Origin of the sequence: Nocardioides panacisoli (assembly GCF_019448235.1) — a bacterium.
In the GTDB taxonomy this organism is placed as follows: domain Bacteria; phylum Actinomycetota; class Actinomycetes; order Propionibacteriales; family Nocardioidaceae; genus Nocardioides; species Nocardioides panacisoli_A.
The window spans coordinates 359,549-383,817 of the sequence record NZ_CP080409.1; the positions used below are offsets into that span (position 1 = coordinate 359,549).

Here is a 24,269-nt window from a genome sequence, read left to right on the forward strand (position 1 = left end):
TCGCGTTCAGAACCCGAGCAGCCGGTGCTCGACGGCGATGGTCGCCAGGCCCAGCACCCCGACGGCGACGGTGAGCGCCGCGAGGGTGAGCGGGGCGCGTCCACCCGTCGTGACGCGCTCCACCTCGAGCGCGTCCACGTTGCGGCGCAGCCGAACGGCCGCCACGACCCCGACCAGGACGGCGAGGGAGAGCGCGCCACCCAACGCCCACAGTGCGGCGTCGGGGTCGGGGCCGAGCAGCAGCCGCACCTCGACCAGTCCGATGCCCACCACCGACAACCCGGTGCGGCCCCAGGCGAGCTGGGTGCGCGGGTGCTGGGTCTCGCGCATGTCAGCGCAGCAGCTCGAACGCGACGATGGCGCCGATGATCAGCAGCCCGACGGTGACGATCGCGCCGATGCTGAAGCCCGGCAACGGCTCGCCGCGGCGCAGGGACCGCTCGTTGAGGGCCCACCGCACGAACGCGAACGTGCCCGTCAGGAGCCCGAGCAGCACCAGCGTCGTACCGATCGCCGTCCGGGCGCCGTCGGAGAGGCCGCGGCCGAGCGCGTCGAGCGCGACGCCGGCAGCGGTCAGGCCGAGCGAGGTGCGGACCCAGGCGAGGAAGGTCCGCTCGTTGGCGAGGCTGAACCGGGGGTCGGGCTCGGTCCCGTCCTCGAAGATCGCCGCCGGCCAGCGTCGTCTCCTCACCACGCGTCCTCCTTGCCCGGGCGGCCCTCCCGACGAGGGTAGCCGGGCCTGCGGGGAAGCGGTCGCACCGCACGGTCTGGCGTAGAATCTCCCGGATTCTGTGCACCCGACTCTGTGAGGTCCCGCCCGGTATGTCCGTCGAGTCCGTCTTTCCCCGACTCGAGCCCCACCTGTCCTCGGTCTCCAAGCCGATCCAGTACGTCGGCGGCGAGCTCAACTCGGTCCACAAGGAGTGGGACGAGGTGTCGGTGCGCTGGGCCCTGATGTACCCCGACGCCTACGAGGTCGGGCTCCCCAACCAGGGCGTGCAGATCCTCTACGAGATCCTCAACGAGCGCGACTGGATCGCCGCCGAGCGGACCTACGCCGTGTGGGCCGACATGGAGGCGGTGATGCGCGAGCAGGGCATCCCGCAGTTCACCGTCGACGGTCACCGTCCCGTGGCTGCGTTCGACCTGTTCGGCATCAGCTTCTCCACCGAGCTGGGCTACACCAACCTGCTCAACGCGCTCGACCTCGCCGGCATCCCGTTGCACAGCGTGGACCGGACCGATGACCACCCGATCGTCCTCGCCGGCGGCCACGCCGCCTTCAACCCCGAGCCGGTCGCCGACTTCCTCGACGCCGCCGTCCTCGGCGACGGCGAGGAGGTCGTGCTCGCCATCTCCGACATCGTGCGCGAGTGGAAGGAGGAGGGCACCCCGGGCGGACGCGACGAGCTGCTGCGACGGCTCGCGGTCAGCGGCGCGGTCTACGTGCCCAAGTTCTACGACGTCAGCTACCGCGAGGACGGCGAGATCGCCGCCGTCGTCCCCAACCGTCCCGGCGCACCCGACCGGGTGCGCAAGCACACGCTGATGGACCTCGACGCCTGGCCCTACCCGGCCAACCCGCTGGTGCCACTCGCCGAGACCGTCCACGAGCGCTACAGCGTGGAGATCTTCCGCGGCTGCACCCGTGGCTGCCGCTTCTGCCAGGCCGGCATGATCACGCGCCCCGTCCGCGAGCGGTCCATCGAGACCATCGGCGACATGGTCGACAACGGCGTGCAGAAGACCGGCTTCGAGGAGGTCGGCCTGCTCAGCCTCTCCAGCGCCGACCACACCGAGATCGGCGACGTCGCCGAGGGACTCGCGGACCGCTACGAGGGGTCCAACGTCTCGCTCTCGCTGCCCTCGACCCGGGTGGACGCCTTCAACATCACCCTCGCCAACGAGTTCTCCCGCAACGGCCGCCGCTCCGGCCTGACCTTCGCCCCCGAGGGCGGCAGCGAGCGGATGCGCAAGGTGATCAACAAGATGGTCACCGAGGAGGACCTGATCCGGACGGTCGCGACGGCGTACTCCCACGGCTGGCGCCAGGTGAAGCTCTACTTCATGTGCGGGCTGCCGACCGAGACCGACGAGGACGTGCTCCAGATCGCCGACCTCGCCAAGCGGGTCATCGCCAAGGGGCGCGAGGTCTCCGGGCGCAACGACATCCGCTGCACCGTCTCCATCGGTGGGTTCGTGCCCAAGCCACACACCCCGTTCCAGTGGGCGTCGCAGCTCGACGTCGAGACCACTGACGAGCGGCTGCGCAAGCTGCGCGAGGAGGTCCGCTCGGACAAGAAGTTCGGCCGTGCCATCGGGTTCCGCTACCACGACGGCGAGCCCGGCATCATCGAGGGACTGCTCTCGCGCGGCGACCGTCGCGTCGGCCGCATCATCGAGCAGGTGTGGCGCGACGGGGGCCGGTTCGACGGCTGGAGCGAGCACTTCTCCTACCAGCGGTGGCTGACCGCCGCCGAGCAGGCGCTGGACGGCACCGGCGTCAACCTGGCCTGGTTCACCACTCGCGAGCGCGACGTCGACGAGATCCTGCCCTGGGACCACCTCGACAGCGGCCTGGACAAGGACTGGCTGTGGGCCGACTGGGAGGACGCGCTCGCCGTCGCCGACGGCTCGGCCGACATCGAGGTCGAGGACTGCCGCTGGACCCCGTGCTACGACTGCGGCGTGTGCCCGGAGATGAACACCGAGATCCAGATCGGCCCGACGGGCAAGAAGCTGCTGCCGCTCACGCCGGTCTGAGGCCGCCCGGGCGACACGGCCCGGGCGCTGCCGACCGTCAGTCGAGCAGGGGTTCGCTCAGCGTGCGGTCCGGCTCGACGTAGCAGGCGTAGGGGTCGCCGTCGGCCATGTCGGTCGGGTCCGGCGCGACCACGTCGAGGTCGCCGGGCTCGATGCCCGCCTCCTGCAGCGCGGAGATGTCGGTGCTGCTGAGGTTGTCGATGCAGATCGCGGCGCTGATCTCGCCGTTGCCGCCGTCGGCGGAGGCGTCGTACTCGTCGGCGTGGACGATCTCGGCGTCGTGGTCGTCCTCGCAGTCGCGCTCGAGCATGATGACGGTGTCGCCGTCCTCCTGCACGTCGACGCACTGGCCGCGCTCGGCGTTGCCGGGCGTGACGACCTGGTTGCCGAACCACACCCCGAGGCCGACAGCGGTCGCCACGACCGCGGTCGCGAGGATCCCGCCGACCACGCCCACCACGGCCATCCAGCGCCCGCGGCGCTGGCCGTCCTTGGTGCGGACGATGCCGATGATGCCGAGCACGACGGCCACCGGGCCGGTGCAGCACAGCACGGTCGTCACCAGCGCGGCGACGGAGACACCGTCCATGGGGGCGCCGGGCGACGCGCCACCCGGTGCGGGGGCGTAGGGATTGCTGCCACCGGGGGGCGGCGGAGGTGGCGGGGTGGCGCCGTAGGGATTGGAGTCGTTGCTGCCGTAGTACGGGCCGTCGCCACCACTGGTCGTCACGGCACAACCCTAGGGGGTGTCGGTGGGGTGCGCGATGCTGGCCGCATGCGCCACTTCAGTGACGAGGAGCGTCGTGCCCGGTTGGCGCGACGGCACGGCCTCGCCGCCGGTGCGCGCTATGCCGACGTGGCGGCCGCCACGACGGCGATGACGGCCTGGCACGCCACCGAGGCGGCCACGGTCCACCTGGCGCTGCGGGCGCGGGTCGCCGACCTCGCGGTGGCCGACGTCGAGCGGGCCCTGTACGACGACCGGACGCTGGTCAAGCAGCTCGCGATGCGCCGGACGCTGTGGGCGTTCGCGGTCGAGCTGCTGCCCGCGGTGTGGGGGAGTGCGGCGGCGCGGGTGGGCGACCAGCAGCACCGGCAGCTCGTCCGCGACGCCACCGCCGCCGACCTCGCCGACGATCCGGAGCGGTGGGCCGAGGAGGCCTACGCCGCCGTCCTCGACCTGCTCGCGGACGGACGCCCCCGCACCGCTCGGGAGGTCCGCGAGCAGCTCCCGCAGCTCGCGGGGCGGGTGACGCGGGGGAGGCCCGGGGCGAAGTGGGCCGGCTCCTCGCCGATCGGCCCGCGGGTGCTGACCACGCTGGGCGCCGCCGGTCGCGTCGTCCGGGGGCCCAACGCCGGCCACTGGCGCCTCAACAAGCCCTCCTGGTTGCGCACCGAGGACTGGGTGCCCGAGGTGCCACCCGCGTGGGGCAGCGCCGAGGGATACGCCGCGCTGGTCGACCGGTGGCTGTGGACCTTCGGTCCGGGCACCGAGGCCGACCTCGTGTGGTGGACCGGCGCGACCAGGACCGCGGTGCGCGCGGCGCTGGCGAGCCTCGACGCCGAGGAGGTGCGCCTCGACGGCGGTGCCACCGGCTGGGTCCGCCGCGGCGACACCGCGTCCGAGCCGCCGGCCGCGTCGTGGGTCGCACTGCTGCCGACGCTCGACCCGACGACGATGGGGTGGAAGCAGCGCGACTTCTACCTCGATCCGCGCCACGTCGCCCACCTGTTCGACACCAACGGCAATGCCGGCAACACCGCCTGGTGCGACGGCCGGGTCGTGGGCGCGTGGGCACAGGACGACGAGGCCGCCGTCCGCGTGCTGCTGCGCGAGCAGGTGTCGTCCACCACCCGCGCCGCCCTGGAGGCCGAGGCGACCCGCCTGACCGAGTGGCTGGACGGCGTACGCATCACCAACGTCTATGCCTCGCCGCAGATGAAGGGCGTGGCGCTGCCCTGAGACCGGTGCTGAGACAATATCGCCGTGGCACGACGACAGCCGGAGCAGCAGGCCCCGCCCGTCCAGCGGGTGCGGGTGCAGTACGCCAAGCGGGGACGGTTGCGGTTCACCAGTCATCGCGACGTGAGCCGCGCCGTCGAGCGCGCCGTCTCGCGGGCCCGGCTCCCCATCGCGTTCTCCTCCGGATTCCACCCGCACCCGCGGATCTCCTACGCCGGCGCCTCGCCCACGGGGGCTGCCAGCGAGGCCGAGTACCTCGAGCTGGCGATGGCGGAGGTCACCGACCCCGCCGACGTCGGCCGACGGCTCGACGCCGCGCTGCCCGAGGGCATCGACGTGGTCAGCGCCGTGGAGTCGCCGGGAGGGTCGCTGGCCGACCGGCTCGAGGCCAGCCGGTGGCTGGTCGACCTGACCGGGGTGGGCCTCGCGGAGGTCGCGGCCGCGGTCGACCGGTTCCTCGCCGAGGAGTCGGTCGAGGTCGAGCGGATGACCAAGAAGGGCGTACGCCGCTTCGACTGCCGCGCGGCCGTGGTCTCCCTGACCGTCGGGGAGGAGCCGGACCGGGTCCGGCTGGACCTGTTGCTGCGCCACGGCACGCCCGCGGTCCGCGCCACCGACGTGCTGACCGGACTGGTCGAGGGCGCGGGCCTCCCGCCGGTCGCGGACCCCCTGCTCACCCGTCTGGCCCAGGGCACGCTGCCCGCCGACGCGGTCGAGGTGGGGGACCCGTTCGCCTGACGCCGAGGGCGTCGGCGAGTCCGGGCCGCGCCGGGGCGGGATGCCCGCGGGCCGTGTGGGGTGTGCGATACTCGCCGAAGATCGATCAAGAAGGCGAGCCTCCGCGAGAGGCCCGGGCGGGTCGATTCGACGACGTTCTCGCCGGGTTGCAGTGGAATGTGACTCGGCACGGTGACGGCTGAGCCGCTGCCAGGCCGCGACGCAGGTCGATCGGTGACAGGGATCGACGCCGGGCAATCCCCGGTGGAAGGCGACCGCGGCAGGTGGGGGCAAGGCAGTCAGTGACGCTCCGCGGAGGGTGTCGTGCAACCGCAGGCTTACGCCGGCGGAGCCGTGGTTGGATCCGGCCCGCACGGCGATGACACCTCGGGCGCACCGCGTCCGGGGCAAGGAGTGACCATGGCTGAGGAGTCGAACGAGACCGACACCCCCACGACCGGGACCAACGCTCCGGACCCCGCGCCGGCGGCGTCGGCGACGGCCCTGTTGTTCCAGGCCCCCGAGACGGTCGTGCAGCCCGCCCGCCCGGCTTCGGCGGAGCCCGACGATCGTGACGACGCCGACGACCGCGACGACCGCGACGACGACGGCCCGGGCGGGGACTCCGAGGACGGCGGCTCCGGCGGCAAGCGTCGCCGCCGGCGCGGCGGCCGACGCCGCAACAAGGGTGGCGCGAGCGACTCCGGTGGCGAGGACAACGCGTCCGACAAGGGCTCCGACAAGGGCTCGGACCAGGGCCCGGACAAGGGTGGCCAGACCAAGTCCGGCAAGGACGCGAAGTCCGGCAAGGACGGCGGCAACGCCGACAAGGACGACAAGTCCTCGACCGACTCCGACACCGATGACGACCAGCAGTCCGGCGACGGCCAGGGCGGCTCGTCCCGGAGGCGCCGCCGCCGTCGCCGCGAGGGCGAGGGCTCTCCCAGCAGCAGCGACGACCCGGAGAACACCGTCACCAAGGTGCGCAAGGGGCGGTCCGCCGAGGACGAGATCACCGCGGTCACCGGCTCGACGCGGCTGGAGGCGAAGAAGCAGCGGCGCCGCGAGGGCCGCGAGGCGGGCCGTCGGCGTGCCCCGATCGTCAGCGAGGCCGAGTTCCTGGCCCGCCGCGAGTCCGTCGACCGCGTCATGGTCATCCGGCAGCGCAAGGACCTCACCCAGATCGGCGTGCTGGAGGACAAGGTGCTCGTCGAGCACTACGTCGCCCGCGAGTCGCAGACCTCGCTGATCGGCAACGTCTACCTCGGCCGCGTGCAGAACGTGTTGCCGTCGATGGAGGCCGCCTTCATCGACATCGGCAAGGGCCGCAACGCGGTGCTGTACGCCGGCGAGGTCAACTGGTCCGCCCTCGGTCACAAGGAGGGCACCCCGCGCAAGATCGAGTCGGTGCTCGAGTCGGGCCAGATGGTGCTGGTCCAGGTCACCAAGGACCCCGTCGGCCACAAGGGCGCCCGCCTCACCAGCCAGATCAGCCTCGCCGGGCGCTTCCTCGTCTACGTGCCCGACGGCAACAACAGCGGCATCTCCCGCAAGCTCCCCGACACCGAACGGGCACGGCTCAAGGCCCTGCTGAAGGAGATCGTCCCCGAGTCGGCCAGCGTCATCGTCCGCACGGCCGCCGAGGGCGCCTCGGAGGAGGAGCTCACCCGCGACGTCGAGCGGCTCAAGGCCCGCTGGGAGGACGTGGAGAAGAAGTCCGGCAACAAGGGCTCCGGCCCGCAGCTGCTCCACGCCGAGCCCGACCTCACCCTGAAGGTCGTCCGCGACCTGTTCACCGAGGACTTCGGCAAGCTGGTCATCCAGGGCGACGACGCCTGGGAGACCGTCCACGGGTACGTCGAGCACGTGGCGCCCGACCTCGTCGACCGGCTCGAGCACTACGAGGCCGCCGAGGGGACACCCGACGTGTTCGCGGCGTACCGGATCGACGAGCAGATCGCCAAGGGCGTCGACCGCAAGGTCTGGCTGCCCTCGGGTGGGTCGCTGATCATCGACCGCACCGAGGCGATGACCGTCATCGACGTCAACACCGGCAAGTTCACCGGTTCCGGCGGCAACCTCGAGGAGACCGTCACCAAGAACAACCTCGAGGCGGCCGAGGAGATCGTGCGCCAGCTCCGGCTGCGCGACATCGGCGGCATCATCGTGGTCGACTTCATCGACATGGTGCTCGAGTCCAACCGCGACCTCGTGCTGCGGCGGCTCGTGGAGTGCCTGGGGCGCGACCGCACCCGCCACCAGGTCGCCGAGGTGACCTCGCTCGGACTGGTCCAGATGACGCGCAAGCGCATCGGCACCGGGCTGCTGGAGGCCTTCAGCGAGTCCTGCACCCACTGCCAGGGCCGCGGCCTGGTCGTCCACGACATGCCCGTGGAGCCGAAGAAGAACGACGACGGCGGTGGCGGCCGCCGCAAGCGCGGCAAGCGTGGCAAGGGCGGCAACGGCAACAACAACGGCAACGGCGGCGGCAACAACGGCAACGCCAAGTCCGACAAGGACCAGTCCGACCAGTCGGGGAAGGGCAGCCAGCAGGGCGGGTCCGCCTCCGCGGTGCCCTCGCCGAAGGCGGTGGCGGCCATGGCCGAGACCCACGGCCCGCTGGACGAGGACCAGTCCGTCGTCGCGACCGAGGACACGTCCGGCGAGGCCGGGCGACAGGAGCCCGCGAAGAAGGCCGAGGGGCACGATGCCGGTGCGGACGCCAGCGGCGCCGCGCCGCAGACGACCGAGGCCGCCGCGGGTGCCGAGCCCGTCGGGACTCCGGCCCCCAGCAGCGCGGAGCAGGCCGCCCCGGCCGCCCCGGCCGAGGCCGAGAGTGCGCCGCCGGCAGCGGAGCCGACGACGGTGGTGACCACCACCCGTCGCCGCGCCGCGAGCCGTCCCGCCGGTCCACCGGCGGGCGAGCAGCCCAGCGTGGCGGGCGCCGATGTACCCCCGCCGAACGAGGATGCCCCGGACACCCCCGAGGCCACGGCCGAGGACGCCGACGCATCCGCCCCTGCGGCGGAGGAGACGGTGGAGCACGTCCCGGTCAAGAAGAAGGGCGGACGCAAGCGCTGAGGCGCACGCCGTGCCCGCCGGGCCGGGCGCCGTACGGGGTGCCACCGGTTTTGCGCGGGCACGGGCCGGTCCGTAGTATTGATCGTCGGCGCGCCTCCGGCGTGCCCTCTGCCCGGCACCCGGGACTCGTCAGCAGGATCAGGCGAGGTCGTGGCGTGCCGCAGACCCAGACTTTCCAGAAGCAGTGAGCGAAGGAGACCGCGGTGTACGCGATCGTGCGCGCAGGCGCGAAGCAGGAGAAGGTCGCCGTCGGCGACGTCATCGAGATCGACAAGGTCGCAACGGACGTCGGTGAGACCCTGACCCTGCCCGTCGTCATGGCCGTCGACGGCGACAACGTCACCACGACCGGCCTGGACAAGGCCGCGGTCACCGTCGAGGTCCTCGGCGCCACCAAGGGCCCCAAGATCGTCATCCAGAAGTACAAGAACAAGACCGGGTACAAGAAGCGGCAGGGTCACCGCCAGAAGTACATCCAGGTCAAGGTCACCGACATCTCCCTGTGAGCCCGGCCTCGCACCCACACGAAGGACTGAACTGACATGTCATCCAAGAAGGGTCTTTCCTCCACCAAGAACGGCCGCGACTCCAACGCGCAGCGCCTCGGCGTGAAGCGTTTCGGCGGCCAGGTCGTCAGCGCCGGCGAGATCCTCGTCCGCCAGCGCGGCACCCACTTCCACCCCGGCGACAACGTCGGCCGTGGCAAGGACGACACCCTCTTCGCCCTCTCGGCCGGCTCGGTCGAGTTCGGTCGCAAGCGCGGCCGCAAGGTCGTGTCGATCCTGCCGGGCACCGAGTGAGCTGAGTCGGCAGTAGTTTCACTTCGAATCGGGAGTTTCTGCCCACTCGGGTAGGGGCTCCCGATTCGTGTCTGTGCAGCACCTGCCGGCTCGGCGGGAGGAACTGCAGACTCGGCGCCAAAAACTGCAGACTCGACGCGAACAACTGACGACTCGACCCGGAGACCACCATGGCCGTACCCAGCTTCGTCGACCGCGTCACCCTGCACATCGCAGCGGGGCGCGGTGGCCACGGTGTTGCGTCGGTCCACCGGGAGAAGTTCAAGCCGCTGGGCGGTCCCGACGGGGGCAACGGCGGCACCGGGGGCTCAGTCGTGCTCCGCGTCGACCCCGACGTGACGACCCTGGTCGACTACCACCACAGCCCCAAGCGGCGTGCCGAGAACGGCGGCCAGGGCGCCGGTGACCGCAAGAACGGCTCCAACGGGGCCGATCTGGTGCTCCCGGTCCCCGACGGGACCGTGGTGAGCCGTGCCGGCGGCGACGTGATCGCCGACCTGGTCGGCCCGGGCACCGAGCTGGTCATCGCCGAAGGCGGCCGCGGCGGCCTGGGCAACGCTGCGCTCGCCTCCAAGAGCCGCAAGGCCCCCGGCTTCGCGCTGCTCGGGGAGCCCGGCGACGAACTGGAGATCCAGCTCGAGCTCAAGATCGTCGCCGACGTCGGCCTGGTGGGCTACCCCAGCGCCGGCAAGTCCAGCCTCATCGCGGCGATCTCGCGGGCGCGCCCCAAGATCGCCGACTACCCCTTCACCACCCTGGTGCCCAACCTGGGCGTGGTCTCGGCCGGCGAGCACACCTTCACCGTCGCCGACGTGCCCGGCCTCATCGAGGGCGCCGCCGACGGCCGCGGCCTCGGACACGACTTCCTGCGACACGTCGAGCGCTGCGCCGCGATCGTCCACGTCCTCGACACGGCCACCCTCGAGCCCGGACGCAACCCCATCGACGACCTGGACGTCATCGAGCGCGAGCTCGCGCAGTACGGCGGACTCGAGGAGCGCCCGCGCCTGGTCGCACTGAACAAGGTCGACGTCCCCGACGGCCGTGGCATCGCCGAGATCGTGCGCGAGGACCTCCAGGAGCGAGGACTGCGCGTGTTCGAGGTCTCCGCCGCCTCCGGCGAGGGCATGCGGGAGCTGACCTTCGCGATGGCCGAGCTGGTCGCCGAGCGCCGTGCCGCCGAGGCCACCGCGACGCCGGAGCGGATCGTCATCCGGCCGCAGGCGCTCGGGGGCGTCCCCGACTTCACCGTCACCGAGACCGGCGCCGGCTGGCGGGTGCGCGGCGCCAAGCCCGAGCGCTGGGTGCGCCAGACCGACTTCAGCAACGACGAGGCGGTCGGCTACCTCGCCGACCGGCTCGACCGGATCGGGGTGGAGGAGCGCCTCCTCGAGCTCGGCGCCGTCGAGGGAGACACCGTCCTGATCGGGCACCCCGACGACTCGGTCGTCTTCGAGTTCAAGCCCGGCGTGGACGCCGGCGCCGAGAACCTGTCGCGCCGCGGCGAGGACGCCCGGTTCTCCGAGCAACGGCCGGCCGCGGCACGCCGCCGCCGGATCCAGGAGCAGATGGGCGACCGCTCCGAGACCGAGACCCGCGCCGACGTCGCACGGCGCATCGACCGTCCGGCCGAGTACGGCCCCCGCACGTACGAGATCGGCTCCGATGCGGACCCCGACGCCGAGGACCTCGATGGCTGAGCGAGGCGTCGTCACCGACGCGCGCCGCGTCGTGGTCAAGGTGGGGTCCTCCTCGCTGACCACCGCCGCCGGCGGGATCGACCCCGAGCGGGTGCGCGCGTTGTGCGACGTGCTCGCCGGCGTACGCCGCGGCGGCGCCGAGGTGGTGCTGGTCTCCTCCGGGGCGATCGCCTCCGCGCTCGCACCGCTGGGGCTGCGTGCGCGCCCCCGCGGGCTCGCCGCACAGCAGGCCGCCGCCTCGGTCGGGCAGGGCCTGCTGGTGCACCGCTACACCGAGGAGCTGGCCCGCCACGGCGTCATCACCGGCCAGGTCCTGCTCACCCTGGACGACATCACCCGCCGCGCCCACCACCGCAACGCCCACCAGACCATGACGAAGCTGCTCGAACTGGGCGTGCTGCCGATCGTCAACGAGAACGACACCGTCGCCACCAACGAGATCCGGTTCGGCGACAACGACCGGCTGGCCGCGCTCGTGGCGCACCTGGTGCACGCCGACCTGCTCCTGCTGCTCAGCGACGTCGACGGACTCTACGACGGACCGCCCGACCGCGACGGCAGCCGGTTGGTGGCCGAGGTTCACTCGGCGGCCGACCTCGCCGCCGTGTCGATCGGCTCGACCGGCGCCGCCGGGGTCGGCACCGGCGGGATGGTCACCAAGATCGAGGCCGCGCAGATCGCCACCGACTCCGGCATCCCCGTCCTGCTCACCAGCGCCGCCAACGCCGCCGGCGCACTGGCCGGCGAGGACATCGGCACGCTCTTCCACCCGGTGGGGCGCCGCAAGCCGATCCGGCTGACCTGGCTGCGCCACGCCACCGACACCAAGGGTGCGGTGGTGCTCGACGCGGGGGCCGTCCGGGCCGTCGCCGACCGCCGTGCGTCGCTCCTCGCCGCGGGCATCACCGGCGTCGTCGGCGCGTTCAGCGCCGGCGACCCGATCGAGCTCCGCGGTCCCGAGGGTGCCGTCGTCGGCCGTGGCCTGGTCAACTACGACTCCGCCGAGCTGCCCGACCTGCTGGGCCGCTCGAGCAAGGACCTGGTGCGCGAGCTCGGGGCGGCGTACGAGCGCGAGGTCGTGCACCGCGACGACCTGGTCCTGCTCTGAATCGGCCCGGGGCTTGTCGGCCCGGGTAGCGTGATCTGGATCTCTCTCGGGAAGGAACCAGCATGTCCGGTGAGCACACCGACCAGCACGACGCCCAGCACACCGACGCACCGGCACCACGGCGGCCACCGGGCCGCACCTGGCTGCTCCGGATCGGCGGCGTGGTGCTGGCCGCGGTGGTCTACTTCGCCCTGGCCGGCGCCTCGCTGAGCGCGGACGCCCGGTTCGTGGCCGCCATCGCGGTCCTCATGGCGGCCTGGTGGATGACCGAGGCGATCCCGCTCTCGGCCACCGCGCTCATCCCGCTGGTACTGATCCCGCCGCTGACCGAGCTCAACGTCGAGGAGGCGGCCGCGCCGTACGCGAACCCGATCGTCTTCCTCTTCCTCGGCGGCTTCCTGATCGCGATCGCGATGCAGAAGTGGAACCTGCACCGCCGCATCGCCCTGCTGACGCTGCGGCGCGTCGGCACCCATCCCCGCCAGATCATCCTCGGGATGATGATTGCGACCGCGTTCCTCTCGATGTGGGTCTCCAACACCGCGACGACGCTGATGATGCTGCCGATCGGCATCTCGGTGCTGGCGCTCGTCGTGGAGAACGCCGGCCGCGGCAGCGACTCCGCCGCCACCGGCGACGCGACGGCCACCGAGGGCGAGATCCAGCGCCAGATGGCGAAGGGCGAGACCGTCAGCGACATCGTCTCCGACGACAGCGTGCGCATCTTCGGCGTCTCCCTCGTGCTGGCGATCGCCTGGGCCGCCTCCATCGGTGGCCTCGGCACGTTGCTGGGCAGTCCGCCGAACGCCATCGTCGCGGGCTACCTCAGCGACGAGGTCGGCGAGGAGATCGCCTTCGTCAACTGGATGATGCTCGGCCTGCCGCTCGTCGTCGTCTTCATCGCCGTCGCCTGGCTGCTGATCACCCGGGTCCTCTTCAAGTCCGACCTCGAGGAGATCCCCGGCGGCCGGGAGCTGATCCAGCAGGAGATCAGCCAGCTCGGACCGATGAGCCAGGGCGAGAAGGTCGTGCTCGCCGTCTTCGTCGGCGCCGCCTTCTTCTGGATCGTGCCGGGCCTGCTGTCCAACATCGGGGCGGTGTCCGAGGCGCTGCCGTGGCTGGGCAACTTCGACGACACCGTGATCGCCATCGCCGCGGGGCTGGTCCTCTTCCTGATCCCCGGCGACAAGGAGAACCGGATGACACTCACCTGGGAGGACGCCGAGGACGGCCTCCCCTGGGGTGTGCTGCTGCTCTTCGGCGGTGGCCTCAGCCTCGCGGCCGCTGTCTCCGGCACCGGACTGGACGAGTGGTTCGGCCAGCAGGTGTCCGGCCTCGAGGTGCTGCCGGTGGTCCTCATCCTCGCGGCCGTGACCGCGCTGGTCCTGCTGCTGACCGAGATCACCAGCAACACCGCCACCGCGGCCACCTTCATCCCGGTCCTGGGTGGCGTGGCCGCCGGCATCGGCGTCGATCCGGTCACGTTGCTGATCCCGGCCGCGCTCGCTGCCACCTGTGCCTTCATGCTCCCGGTGGGCACCCCGCCCAACGCGATCGTGTTCGGCACCGGAGCAGTGAAGATCCAGGAGATGGCCCGCGGCGGTGCGGTGCTCAACGTGGTCGGTGTCGTCCTGGTGACCCTGTTCACCGTGACGATCGGACCGTTCGCGCTCGGACTCGCTCTGTAAGGAGTGCGCAGTGTGACCTGATCGATGGACAGCGGTCCTAACGTGGGGGACGTGAGCGGTACGACGACCTCGGGACGTCCCGCCGTCCTGATGTCGGCGGCCTCCGCGTTGACCACGCTGGGCGCGATCCCGCCGTTCCTGCTCGGCGCGCAGGCCGTCGCGATCCGCGACGACCTCGGCCTGGGACTCGGGATCTTCGGCGGCGCGGTGAGCCTGTTCTTCGGCACCGCGGCCGTCGCCACCATGACGCTCTCGTCGCGGTTCGGCGCACTGAGCCGGCGCGTGGCGCTGTGCGTGGCCGGCGTCCTGGTGGCGGCCGGCGGCTACGCCCTGAGCGGCCTGGTCCAGGGGCCGGTGAGCCTGCTGGTCGCGATGGTCGTGCTGGGACTGGGCAACGCGGCCTGCCAGGCCACGTCGAACCTGCTGATGTCGCGCGGCCTGCCGCCCGGCCGTCGCGGACTCGGGTTCGGGATCAAGCAGTCCGCCGTCCCGCTGGCCATCATGCTGGGAGGACTGGCGGTCCCCACGGTCGGCCAGGTCGGGGGCTGGCGGAGCACCTTCGCCGTCACCGCGAGCGTCGGCGTGGCGGTCGCGGCGTTCGCCCTGCTGCGGGGCGGTCGGTGGCAGCGACTCGCCCGCGAGGGGGCCGGGGGCGACCTGGACACCGACTCCCCACCCACGCTGCCCCTCCTCATGGCCGGCCTGGCCATCACCTTCGCCTCCGCGGCCGCCAACTACCTCGGCGCCTTCGTCGCCTCGTGGGGATTCGAGGTCGGCCTCAGCCCCACCCGCACCGGCCTGCTGATGGCGGCCGGATCGGCCGGCTCGATCCTGGTCCGGGTCTTTTCCGGGTGGCGCGCGGACCGCCGGTTCGGCGCGAACATGCCCGTCGTCGCGGCGCAGATGCTCGCCGGCGCCGTCGGGTGCCTGGGCCTGATGGTGGCCGAGGCGTGGGCCGTCGTCGGGTTCGGGCTGCTGGCGCTGAGCATCGGCTGGGCCTGGCCCGGCCTGCTGCTGTACGCCGTCGCACGGCTCGGCCGGGACCGCCCCGCGCGTGCGTCCGGGTTCGTGCAGGCGGGCGCGTTCACCGGCGGCGCGCTCGGACCGCTGCTGCTCGGCGCCCTGAGCGGCCAGGTCGGGTTCCCGGCCACCTGGGCCGTGTGCTCGGGACTGTTCGTCCTCGCGGCCGCACTCGTGGTGGTCTCGCGGCGGATGTTCACCGCCGACCTGCGGCGACGCCCGCCGCGCGACCCGCTGCGCTATGGACGCCGCTACCGCACCGACGCGTGAGCGAGGTCGCGGTGTCGACGGGGAGGCCGCCACGGCTCTCGGGGGCGAGGGGACGCGCCGTAGGCTTGGTCCGATGAGCACCGTCTACCTCGACCACGCTGCGACCACGCCCATGGCGGATGTGGCCGTCGAGGCGATGACCGCGCAGCTGCGGGCCGTCGGCAACGCCAGCTCGCTGCACGCCTCGGGACGTCGCGCGCGGCGCGTGGTCGAGGAGTCCCGCGAGTCGATCGCCCAGGCCCTCGGCTGCCGTCCCGGCGAGGTCATCTTCACCTCCGGCGGCACCGAGGCGGACAACCTCGCCCTGAAGGGGCTGTACTGGTCGCGCCGCGCCGAGGACTCCGGTCGCCACCGCATCCTCTCCACCGCGGTCGAGCACCACGCCGTGCTCGACCCGCTGCACTGGCTGGGGGAGCACGAGGGCGCCACGATCGCCGAGGTCCCGGTCGATGCGTCCGGTCGGCTCGACGGTGACGCGCTGCGCACCCTGCTGGCCGAGGAGCCCGCGTCGGTCGGCCTCGTGACCGCGATGTGGGCCAACAACGAGGTCGGCACCACCCAACCGTTGCCCGACGTGGTGGCTGCCGCCGAGGAGCACGGCGTCCCGGTCCACACCGACGCCGTCCAGGCCGTCGGTTCACTGCCGGTGGACTTCGCCGCCGCCGGCGTGGACACCCTTGCCCTCTCCAGCCACAAGCTGGGCGGTCCGCTGGGCGTGGGCGCCCTGCTCGCCCGACGCGAGCTGCTCCTCACGCCGCTGGTCCACGGAGGCGGCCAGGAGCGCGACGTGCGCAGCGGCACGCTCGACGTGCCCGCCATCGCCGGGTTCGCCGCCGCCGTCGAGGAGGCCGTCAAGCACCAGGCCGAGGAGGCCGAGCGGTTGCGGGGACTGCGGCGTCGCCTAGTGGACGGCGTACGCCGCGAGGTGCCCGACGCCGTCCTCAACGGCCCGCCGGCCGAGGACGAGGAGGGCCTCCCGGGCATCGCCCACTTCAGCTTCCCCGGCTGCGAGGGCGACTCGTTGCTGATGCTGCTGGACGCCAACGGCGTCGAGTGCTCGACCGGCTCCGCCTGCGCGGCCGGCGTCCCCCAGCCCTCCCACGTGCTCCTGGCGATGGGGCGCGACGAGGAGGGCGCGCGCAGCTCGCTGCGCTTCTCGCTGGGCCACCCCAGCACCGCGGCCGACGTGGACGCGTTGGTCGCCGCCCTCGGACCCTGCGTCGAGCGCGCCCGCGCGGCGCGCGCCTGAAGGAGGCGTCGTGAAGGTCGTCGCCGCCATGTCCGGCGGAGTGGACTCCGCCGTCGCGGCCGCCCGTGCCGTCGAGGCCGGCCACGAGGTGACCGGCATCCACCTGGCACTCTCGCGCAACCCACAGTCCTACCGTTCCGGCGCCCGCGGCTGCTGCACCATCGAGGACAGCAACGACGCCCGTCGGGCCGCGGACGTGATCGGCATCCCGTTCTACGTCTGGGACCTCTCCGACCGCTTCCACACCGAGGTGGTCGAGGACTTCATGGACACCTACGCCGCGGGGGAGACGCCCAACCCCTGCCTGCGGTGCAACGAGAAGATCAAGTTCGCCGCCGTCCTCGACCGGGCGTTGGCACTGGGCTTCGATGCCGTCGCGACCGGCCACTACGCCCAGCTCACCGAGAGCGCCGACGGCGGTGTCGAGCTCCACCGCGCCATCGACGAGGGCAAGGACCAGTCCTACGTCCTCGGCGTGCTCGACGAGCGCCAGCTGCGCCACTCGCTCTTCCCGCTGGGCGACACCCCGAAGGCCGAGGTACGCCGCGAGGCGGCCGAGCGCGGCCTCCTGGTCGCCGACAAGCCCGACAGCCACGACATCTGCTTCGTCGCCGACGGCGACAACGCGGGATGGCTGGAGGAGAAGCTGGGGGAGCGCGCCCCCAACCACGGCGGCGACATCGTCGACGAGGCCAGTGGTGAGGTGCTCGGCCAGCACGAGGGCACCTACCGCTACACCGTCGGACAGCGCCGCGGCCTCAAGCTCGGCCGCCCGGCCGCCGACGGCAAGCCGCGCTTCGTGCTCGACATCGAGCCCGTCTCCGGCACCGTCACCGTCGGCCCCCGCGAGCGCCTGGCCGTCGAGCGGATCCACGGCGTCCGACCGCGCTGGTGCGGCGCGGCACCGACCGAGCTCGCCGGGCCAGACGTGACGGTCCAGCTGCGCGCCCACGGCGCGGAGCATCGGGCCACGGTGCGGGTCTCCAGCGGACCGGCGGGCTCGGACGACCCGTCGCAGGTCGACATCGCGCTGCACGAGCCGGCGTACGGCATCGCCCCGGGGCAGGCCGCGGTCATCTACGACGGCAGTCGCGTCGTCGGCTCGGCGACGATCGCCCGCACGGAGCGTGTGGACTGATGGCGCTGGCGACGGCGGTCGGTTCCTTCCCCGGGACCGACCAGGCAGCCCACGACGAGGCGTTGCGGATCGTGCTCGACGAGCTGGGCGAGGACCTGCCCTGCCTGCCCGAGGTGCCGGGCCGGGGCCACCTGGCCGGCATGGTCGGTCGCACGGTGGGCCTGCTGGGGGACCTCGACGCCGACCTCCAGCCCGCGGGTTGGCGGCTGACCGGCACCTCCGGCGCGCCGGCGCTGGACCAGCGCCGGGCGCGCAGCCTGCTCGGGCAGGACCTGGACGCGCTGGAGGAGCGCGCCGAGGGCTTCACCGGCGCCTTCAAGGTGCAGCTCACCGGGCCGTGGACGCTCGCGGCGACCGTCGAGCGGCCGCGCGGTGACAAGGTGCTCGCCGACCACGGCGCGCGGCGGGACCTCGCCCAGGCGCTGGCCGCGGCCACCGCCGACCACGTGGCCGACGTACGCCGCCGCCTGCCGGGGGCCTCCCGGTTGGTGGTCCAGCTGGACGAGCCGTCGCTGCCGGCGGTGCTCGCCGGCCGCATCAGCACGGCGTCCGGGTTCGGCAAGCACCGCACCGTCCATCCGCCGGCCGCGAGCGAGGCGTTGGAGTGGGTCACCGAGGCGGTCACCGGTGCCGGTGCGGAGGCATGGGTCCACTGCTGTGCCGCCGACGCGCCCGTCGGCCTGCTGCGGGGGGCCGGTGCCACCGGCGTGCTGGTCGACCTGGACACCGTGACCGCGGAGGCGATGGACTCCCTCGCCGAGGCGTTGGAGGCCGGCACCACCGTGGTGCTCGGCGTCGTCCCGACCCACCGGCCCGACGCCGTCCCCAGCGACACCGACCTGATCCGGCGCGTCCACCGCTGGCTGGAGATGGTCGGCCTCGACCCCGCCGAGCTCGGCGACCGTCTCGCCGTCGCACCCGCGTGCGGCCTCGCCGGTGCCGATCGCTCCTGGCCGCCGCGGGCGCTCCGGCTGGCCCGTTCGGTGGCCGCCAACCTGGCCTCCTGACTCGTGCGCCGGCGCGACCTCAGGCCGGGTCGCGGTCCTCGCAGGCGAGCGCGAGGGTCGCATCCAGCGCGACGTCGTTCCAGCGCTGGGTGCCCGAGAGCATGTAGTGGCCCAGCAGGCCCATGTCGACCATGGTGGTGTCGATCCCGCTCGCGCGGGCGCGGGCGAGGTACTGCTCGGTCATCCGGAACGAGGTGATCCGGTCCCGTCGGCCGTGGGCGGCCACCACCCGGCGACCGGCCAGCGTGGCGACGGGGTCGGCGGGCTCCCACCAGGGAGCGAGGGCGACCACGCCCACCACGGACTCGTCGTCGGCGACGTGGACCGCGACGCGGCCACCCATGGAGTGGCCGAGCAGGACGACCGGTACGTCGCCGAGCTCGCGGCGTACCTCCGACAGCGCCCAGCGCGCGTCGTCGACCGAACCGTGCCCGGCGTTCCAGCCGCGTGCGCGGTAGCGCAGCAACCAGGACGACACGCCCGCGTCCTCCCAGTCCGGGTGCAGTCGCCGCTGCATCGCCGCCATCCGCTGCCATGAGGCGCTGCCGCGGTCGACGGTGCGCTCCGAGCGCGGCTTGCCGCCGTGCAGGACCAGGACGGCGGCGCGGGGGTCGCGGACGTCGAGTCGGGTCAGGTGGGCGGGCACCGGCGGCTCCTGGGGACGTGGGTGGGCGTCCAGTCTTGCTGATGGGTGGAGAGGGGCACGTGGCCGGCGTCCCGGGATGTCGGTGCCACAGGGCAGGATGGCGCCATGGACGAGGAGCGTGAGGTCGAGGCGGCACCGCCCGAGGCACGGGAGGAGCACCGTCGCCTCGTCGAGGAGGTCGAGGACGCTCGCTGGCGCTACTACGTGCTGGACGACCCCACCCTGGACGATGCCGACTTCGACGCCCGGATGCGCCGTCTGGAGGAGCTGGAGGAGGCCCATCCCGAGCTGCGGACTCCCGACAGCCCCACCCAGCAGGTCGGCGGCGCGGTCTCGACCGAGTTCACCGCGGTCGACCACCTCCAGCGGATGGAGAGCCTGGACAACGCCTTCTCCCACGACGAGGTCACCGCGTGGCACGAGCGGCTCGCCCGTGACGGCGTCCGCGCGCCGGCGCTGCTGTGCGAGCTCAAGGTCGACGGGCTGGCGATCAACCTGCTCTACGAGCAGGGCCGGCTGGTGCGCGCCCTGACGCGCGGCGACGGCCGCACCGGCGAGGACGTCACACCCAACGTCAAGACGATCGGCTCGATCCCGCACCGGTTGGCCGGCAGCGACGACTTCCCGGTGCCCGAGCTGGTCGAGGTGCGCGGCGAGGTCTACCTCTCCCAGGAGGCCTTCGACCGGCTCAACGCCTCGCTGGTCGACGCGGGCAAGCCGATGTTCGCCAACCCGCGCAACTCCGCGGCCGGCTCGCTGCGGCAGAAGGACCCCCGCGTCACCGCCACCCGCGAGCTCGGGATGGTCTGCCACGGCATCGGTGCGCGCGAGGGCTTCGAGCCCGCCGCCCAGTCCGAGGCGTACGCCGCCCTCCGGGCCTGGGGCCTGCCCACCAGCAACCGGGTGCGGGTGCTGGACACGCTCGCGGAGGTGCAGGACTTCATCGCCCACTACGGCGAGCACCGCCACGAAGTCACCGAGCACGAGATCGACGGCGTGGTGATCAAGGTCGACGACGTCGCCTCCCAGCGCCAACTGGGCTCGACCAGCCGAGCGCCGCGGTGGGCGATCGCCTACAAGTACCCGCCGGAGGAGGTCAACGCCAAGCTGCTCGAGATCCGGGTCGGCACGGGCCGCACGGGCCGCGTGACGCCGTACGCCGTGATGGAGCCGACGAAGGTGGCCGGCTCCACGGTGGAGCGCGCGACGCTGCACAACGCCCACGAGGTCACGCGCAAGGACGTGCGGCCCGGCGACACCGTCGTGCTGCGCAAGGCGGGCGACGTGATCCCCGAGGTGCTCGGCCCGGTGCTGGCGCTGCGCCCCGAGGGCCTGCCCGCGTGGGAGATGCCCACGGCCTGTCCCTCGTGCGGCACCGAACTGGTGCAGCAGAAGGAGGGCGACAAGGACCTGCGCTGCCCCAACCACCAGAAGTGCCCCGAGCAGGTGATGGACCGCGTCTTCTACGTCGCCGGTCGTGGTGCCTTCGACATCGAGGGCCTCGGCGCGGAGGCCGCCGAGGCGCTGCTCGCGGCCGGGGTGATCACCGACGAGGGCGACCTGTTCGACCTGGACGAGGCCCAGCTGCTGCGCACCGAGCTCTTCACCCGCGCGGCGAAGAAGGCCGAGGTCGCCGACGGTGCGGGGGAGCGCGTCCTCAACGCCAACGGGCAACGGCTCCTGGACCACCTCGCCGCCTCGGCGCAGGTGCCGCTGTGGCGGGTGCTGGTCGCGCTGTCGATCCGGCACGTCGGGCCGACTGCTGCCCGTGCGCTGGCCACCGAGTTCGGTTCGCTGGACGCGCTGCGGCAGGCCACCGAGGAGCAGATCGCGGCTGCCGAGGGCGTGGGACCGACCATCGCCGAGGCGGTGATCGAGTGGTTCGACGTCGACTGGCACCGCGCGATCATCGACAAGTGGGCCGCCGCGGGGGTCACCATGGCTGATGAGCGCGACGAGTCCACACCCCGCACCCTGGAGGGCCTGACCGTCGTGGTCACCGGGTCCCTGGTCGACTTCAGCCGCGACTCGGCCAAGGAGGCGATCCTGTCGCGGGGCGGCAAGGCCGCCGGCTCGGTGTCGAAGAAGACCTCCTACGTCGTCGTCGGCGACAACGCCGGCTCCAAGGCCGACAAGGCGGAGCAGCTGGGTGTCCCGGTGCTCGACGAGGACGGGTTCAAGCAGCTGTTGGAGCGCGGCCCGACGGACTGAGCCACCGACGGAGGTGTCGAGTCGGCGCCAACTCGGCTCCGGTCCGGCCCGTGCCGCTCGCCCAACCCCGGCGCTGGGCCGAGTTCGCGCCGACTCGGCAGGGTGCGGCGCTTCACCCCTCGGGGCACACTGGGTGACATGCGGCGTACGGCGAGCGCGTGGGCGGTCCTCCTGCTGGTGCTGACCGCCTGCTCGGGTGCGGCCGAGGACGACGCCGGGGCGGAGCAGCCCTCGTCGAGCGCGACGGAGTCCTCGGCTTCCTCTCCGACGACGCCTGCGGAGTCCGCCTCGCCGTCGACGACCCCCAGCACCAGTGCGACGCCCGAGGAGCCGCCGCACCCGGTCTCGCTGCCCGCGCTCGCACAGCAGGAGTACGACGGCCGCGGCCTGCGGTTGGGGCGCGAGGTGCTGCGCACCGCCGACCAGGTGCAGTACGACGTCACCTACCGCAGCGGCGACCTGCGGATCTCCGGGAGGCTCGCGGTGCCCACGGGCAGCGGGCCGTTCCCGGCGATCGTCCTCGCCCACGGCTACATCGACCCGGCCGTCTACGACATCGGCCAGGGCATGACGCGCGAACGCGAGTGGTTCGCAGCCAACGGCTACGTCGCACTCCACGTCGACTACCGCAACCACGGCGGTTCCGACGCCGACCCCGACGCCGAGCTGCAGCTGCGCCTGGGCTACACCGAGGACGTCATCAACGCCGTCCGCGCCCTGCGACGGTGGGACGGGCCCGTGGCTGATGACCAGGTGGCGATCGGCGGCCGCTCCATGGGCGGCGGTGTCGTCTACAACGCCCTCGCCGTCCAGCCCGGACTGGTCGACGCCGCCGTGGTGTGGGCGCCGGTCAGCTCCGACACGGTCGACAATTTCGAGCGTTGGATCCGCCCCAGCCCGGACCGCTCGGACCTCACCCGGCGCATCATCAACCGGTACGGCGACCCGGCCAGGCCGCGCAACGCCGACTTCTGGGACGCCGTCAGCCCCCGCACCTACTTCGACCAGATCACCGAGCCGGTGCTGATCCACCACGGCACGCTCGACGACAGCTGCCCCGTCCGGTGGAGCCGCACCACGCACCGCGCGATGCAGCGGGCCGGGGTGGACAGCACCCTGGAGATCTACGAGGGCGAGCAGCACGCCTTCGGTCCCCGGTTCTACGACTCCATGGAGCGCACCGGTCGGTTCCTGCGGCGCCACCTCGCCTGATCACGACTCGTACGCCCTGCCACCCAAGCGGAGGTCGTCGCCGGTCTCCTCGCACGGCGGCGTGGCCGCGCTGTTCACGGTGCTGCGTGCGCACCCCGAGGCCGGCGGCAGGTCGATGTCGGTGCTCGTGCAGTCACCGGTCGAGGCGACACAGGTGGTCAACTCGCCCGACTCCCGGTCGATCCGGAACGGGTCGCCATCGGGTGTCCACCCCCACTCGTAGCCGGGGCCGTCGAGGGTGACGTGTTCACCCGAGGCGACGTCGTACACCTCGACGGATGCGGTGTCCACGTCTGCTTCGGCGTCCTCGTCGACGAACATCGCGTGACGTCCCCCGGGGGAGAGGTCGAAGTAGCCCGGGGCCTCCGACGACAGCACGGTGGCGCCGGTCGCCACGTCGACCACCATCGGTACGCCGCCCTCCCAGCTCGTCACGAGGCCTCCGGCCACGTCGTCCACACCTGGGAGGCCGGAGTCCGCGACGGACCCGTTGCGCCAGTCGACGGCGTGGACCTCGCCGCCGTAGCCCTCGCTCACGTAGAGCAGGTCGCCGTCCAGCGACACCGGGAACCCCTCGGCACGGGTCGGCCCGACCGACACCCGCGCCACCTCCTCGTCGACACCGACGTCGCGGACCACAGCCTCGAGGACGCCGTCGACCTCCTCGGCGTAGGCGACGTAGGGGAGCGACGGGTCGGTGGCGTGCACCGCATCCCGGGTGGTGAGTGCGAGGCGGGTCACCGACCCGTCAGCGCCGAGTAGTGAGAATCGCTGTGGTCCGCCGCCGTCGCTCAGGGCGTTCTCGCCGTGACGGACCAGGATGCCGACCGAGGTGTAGTAGAGGCTCTTCACCGCCGGGTCCTCGACGGTGCCCGACGCCCGCCCGCCGGCGTAGGTGACCTCGTTGCCGACTGCGTAGACGGGGCCAGCCGGCAGCGGGCTCGCGGGATCCACGGTGCGGGCGGAGTCGGTGAGGGAGCCGAGGCCGTGGACGGCGCCGCCGACCAGGCCCAGGGCCGCGACCGCCGCCACCCCGCCGAGCGCCCGACGCCGACGACGGATCGCACGCCCACGTCGTACGACGTCGCGCGTCGGCGGGGCGGGGACGTCGACCCGGTCGGCCTCGCGGGCCAGCAGGTCCTGCAGGTGGTCACTCATGGTGGGCCTCCTCGGGGAGGATCGTGTCGCCCAGCGACGCGCGCAGCTTCGCGAGCGCCTGGGAGGTCTGGCTCTTGACGGTGCCCTGCGAGATCGACAGGGTCCGGGCGACCTGGGCGACGCTCAGGTCCTCGTAGAAGCGGAGCACGACGACTGCGCGCTGCCGCGGTGGCAGGTCGGCGAGTGCGCCGGCCACGGTCGGACGGTCGCTGGGGTCGTGCTCGACGGCGGTCTCGGGCAGCACCGCGGTCGGCCGTTCGTTGCGCCACCCCTTCTTCCTGAACCAGGACGCCGCCGTGTTGACCATGGTCGTGCGCGCATACCCGGGCGCGGCGTCGAGCGTGCGCACGCGGCTCCAGTTGGCGTAGGTCTTCGCGAGGGCGGTCTGCACCAGGTCCTCGGCCTCGGCTGCGTCCCCGAGCAGGAGGTGTGCGGTCCGGAACAGGCCGGGCCAACACGCGTGCACCAGGTCGGTGAAGTCCTCGTCGGTCGGAGGTCGTGGCATCCGGCGTCCCTTCGTCGGTTCACCCTGACAGAT

General features: G+C 72.7%; 20 protein-coding genes and 1 pseudogene. 15 read left to right on the forward strand and 6 right to left on the reverse strand.

Annotation, left to right across the window (positions count from 1 at the left end; genetic code table 11):
• Positions 1–6: 6 nt before the first annotated feature.
• Both KUV85_RS01775 and KUV85_RS01780 read right to left on the reverse strand, forming a co-directional pair.
• On the reverse strand, positions 7–330 hold the full coding sequence (locus KUV85_RS01775; RefSeq protein WP_219961503.1) for a DUF202 domain-containing protein: 324 nt from the start codon (positions 328–330) through the stop codon (positions 7–9).
• A 1-nt stretch (position 331) separates the two neighbouring features.
• Positions 332–691 (reverse strand): YidH family protein, encoded by a 360-nt coding sequence (locus KUV85_RS01780; protein WP_219961504.1) that lies wholly within the window; start codon positions 689–691, stop codon positions 332–334.
• 131 nt (positions 692–822) lie between these two features.
• Between KUV85_RS01780 and KUV85_RS01785 the strand changes: the two genes are divergently transcribed.
• A complete protein-coding gene (locus KUV85_RS01785) occupies positions 823–2,763 on the forward strand; it encodes a TIGR03960 family B12-binding radical SAM protein (protein ID WP_219961505.1) in 1,941 nt (646 codons plus the stop codon).
• A 37-nt stretch (positions 2,764–2,800) separates the two neighbouring features.
• Here the strand turns inward: KUV85_RS01785 and KUV85_RS01790 are convergent, their stop codons facing one another.
• Positions 2,801–3,493: a DUF4190 domain-containing protein gene (locus KUV85_RS01790; RefSeq protein WP_219961506.1), complete on the reverse strand. Its 693-nt coding sequence runs from the start codon at positions 3,491–3,493 to the stop codon at positions 2,801–2,803.
• A 45-nt stretch (positions 3,494–3,538) separates the two neighbouring features.
• On the opposite strand from KUV85_RS01790, the gene KUV85_RS01795 reads away from it, so the two are divergent.
• From KUV85_RS01795 to KUV85_RS01850, 12 genes and pseudogenes are all read left to right on the forward strand, one after another.
• Positions 3,539–4,726: a winged helix DNA-binding domain-containing protein gene (locus tag KUV85_RS01795; protein ID WP_219961507.1), complete on the forward strand. Its 1,188-nt coding sequence runs from the start codon at positions 3,539–3,541 to the stop codon at positions 4,724–4,726.
• 18 nt (positions 4,727–4,744) lie between these two features.
• Complete coding sequence (locus KUV85_RS01800) at positions 4,745–5,464, forward strand: TIGR03936 family radical SAM-associated protein (protein ID WP_425299393.1); 720 nt, start codon at positions 4,745–4,747, stop codon at positions 5,462–5,464.
• Positions 5,465–6,274: 810 nt separating this feature from the next.
• A pseudogene (locus KUV85_RS01805) lies at positions 6,275–8,524 on the forward strand (Rne/Rng family ribonuclease); the annotation flags it as partial.
• Positions 8,525–8,727: 203 nt separating this feature from the next.
• Positions 8,728–9,030, forward strand: coding sequence for a 50S ribosomal protein L21 (gene rplU / locus KUV85_RS01810; RefSeq protein ID WP_219961510.1), 303 nt, complete (start codon positions 8,728–8,730; stop codon positions 9,028–9,030).
• Positions 9,031–9,066: 36 nt separating this feature from the next.
• The gene (rpmA, locus tag KUV85_RS01815; protein ID WP_219961511.1) at positions 9,067–9,324 is read left to right on the forward strand and encodes a 50S ribosomal protein L27; all 258 of its coding nucleotides are present in this window, start codon (positions 9,067–9,069) and stop codon (positions 9,322–9,324) included.
• A 170-nt stretch (positions 9,325–9,494) separates the two neighbouring features.
• Positions 9,495–11,024 carry a GTPase ObgE gene (gene obgE, locus KUV85_RS01820; RefSeq protein ID WP_219961512.1) on the forward strand — a complete coding sequence of 510 codons (1,530 nt, stop codon included), beginning with the start codon at positions 9,495–9,497 and terminating at the stop codon, positions 11,022–11,024.
• Positions 11,017–12,132: a glutamate 5-kinase gene (gene proB, locus KUV85_RS01825; RefSeq protein ID WP_219961513.1), complete on the forward strand. Its 1,116-nt coding sequence runs from the start codon at positions 11,017–11,019 to the stop codon at positions 12,130–12,132. The genes obgE and proB overlap by 8 nt, the downstream gene beginning before the upstream one ends.
• A gap of 62 nt (positions 12,133–12,194) precedes the next feature.
• On the forward strand, positions 12,195–13,820 hold the full coding sequence (locus tag KUV85_RS01830) for an SLC13 family permease (RefSeq protein WP_219961514.1): 1,626 nt from the start codon (positions 12,195–12,197) through the stop codon (positions 13,818–13,820).
• 51 nt (positions 13,821–13,871) lie between these two features.
• Positions 13,872–15,110: an MFS transporter gene (locus KUV85_RS01835; RefSeq protein WP_219961515.1), complete on the forward strand. Its 1,239-nt coding sequence runs from the start codon at positions 13,872–13,874 to the stop codon at positions 15,108–15,110.
• A 73-nt stretch (positions 15,111–15,183) separates the two neighbouring features.
• Complete coding sequence (locus KUV85_RS01840; RefSeq protein ID WP_219961516.1) at positions 15,184–16,359, forward strand: cysteine desulfurase family protein; 1,176 nt, start codon at positions 15,184–15,186, stop codon at positions 16,357–16,359.
• 10 nt (positions 16,360–16,369) lie between these two features.
• Positions 16,370–17,497, forward strand: coding sequence for a tRNA 2-thiouridine(34) synthase MnmA (gene mnmA / locus KUV85_RS01845; RefSeq protein ID WP_219961517.1), 1,128 nt, complete (start codon positions 16,370–16,372; stop codon positions 17,495–17,497).
• Positions 17,497–18,504 (forward strand): hypothetical protein, encoded by a 1,008-nt coding sequence (locus KUV85_RS01850; protein ID WP_219961518.1) that lies wholly within the window; start codon positions 17,497–17,499, stop codon positions 18,502–18,504. Before mnmA ends, KUV85_RS01850 begins: the two co-directional genes overlap by 1 nt.
• 19 nt (positions 18,505–18,523) lie before the next feature.
• Here the strand turns inward: KUV85_RS01850 and KUV85_RS01855 are convergent, their stop codons facing one another.
• Complete coding sequence (locus KUV85_RS01855) at positions 18,524–19,150, reverse strand: alpha/beta hydrolase (RefSeq protein WP_219961519.1); 627 nt, start codon at positions 19,148–19,150, stop codon at positions 18,524–18,526.
• 105 nt (positions 19,151–19,255) lie between these two features.
• Here KUV85_RS01855 and ligA point away from each other — a divergent pair, with 105 nt between their 5' ends.
• On the forward strand, positions 19,256–21,361 hold the full coding sequence (ligA, locus tag KUV85_RS01860) for an NAD-dependent DNA ligase LigA (protein WP_219961520.1): 2,106 nt from the start codon (positions 19,256–19,258) through the stop codon (positions 21,359–21,361).
• A 138-nt stretch (positions 21,362–21,499) separates the two neighbouring features.
• Positions 21,500–22,573 (forward strand): alpha/beta hydrolase family protein, encoded by a 1,074-nt coding sequence (locus KUV85_RS01865; protein WP_219961521.1) that lies wholly within the window; start codon positions 21,500–21,502, stop codon positions 22,571–22,573.
• Here KUV85_RS01865 and KUV85_RS01870 read toward each other — a convergent pair whose 3' ends face one another.
• Both KUV85_RS01870 and KUV85_RS01875 read right to left on the reverse strand, forming a co-directional pair.
• Entirely contained in the window at positions 22,574–23,731 is a 1,158-nt protein-coding gene (locus tag KUV85_RS01870; RefSeq protein ID WP_219961522.1) for a YncE family protein, read from the reverse strand.
• Positions 23,724–24,236, reverse strand: a complete 513-nt coding sequence (locus KUV85_RS01875) for a SigE family RNA polymerase sigma factor (RefSeq protein ID WP_219961523.1) — start codon at positions 24,234–24,236, stop codon at positions 23,724–23,726. The genes KUV85_RS01870 and KUV85_RS01875 overlap by 8 nt, the downstream gene beginning before the upstream one ends.
• Positions 24,237–24,269: the final 33 nt, after the last annotated feature.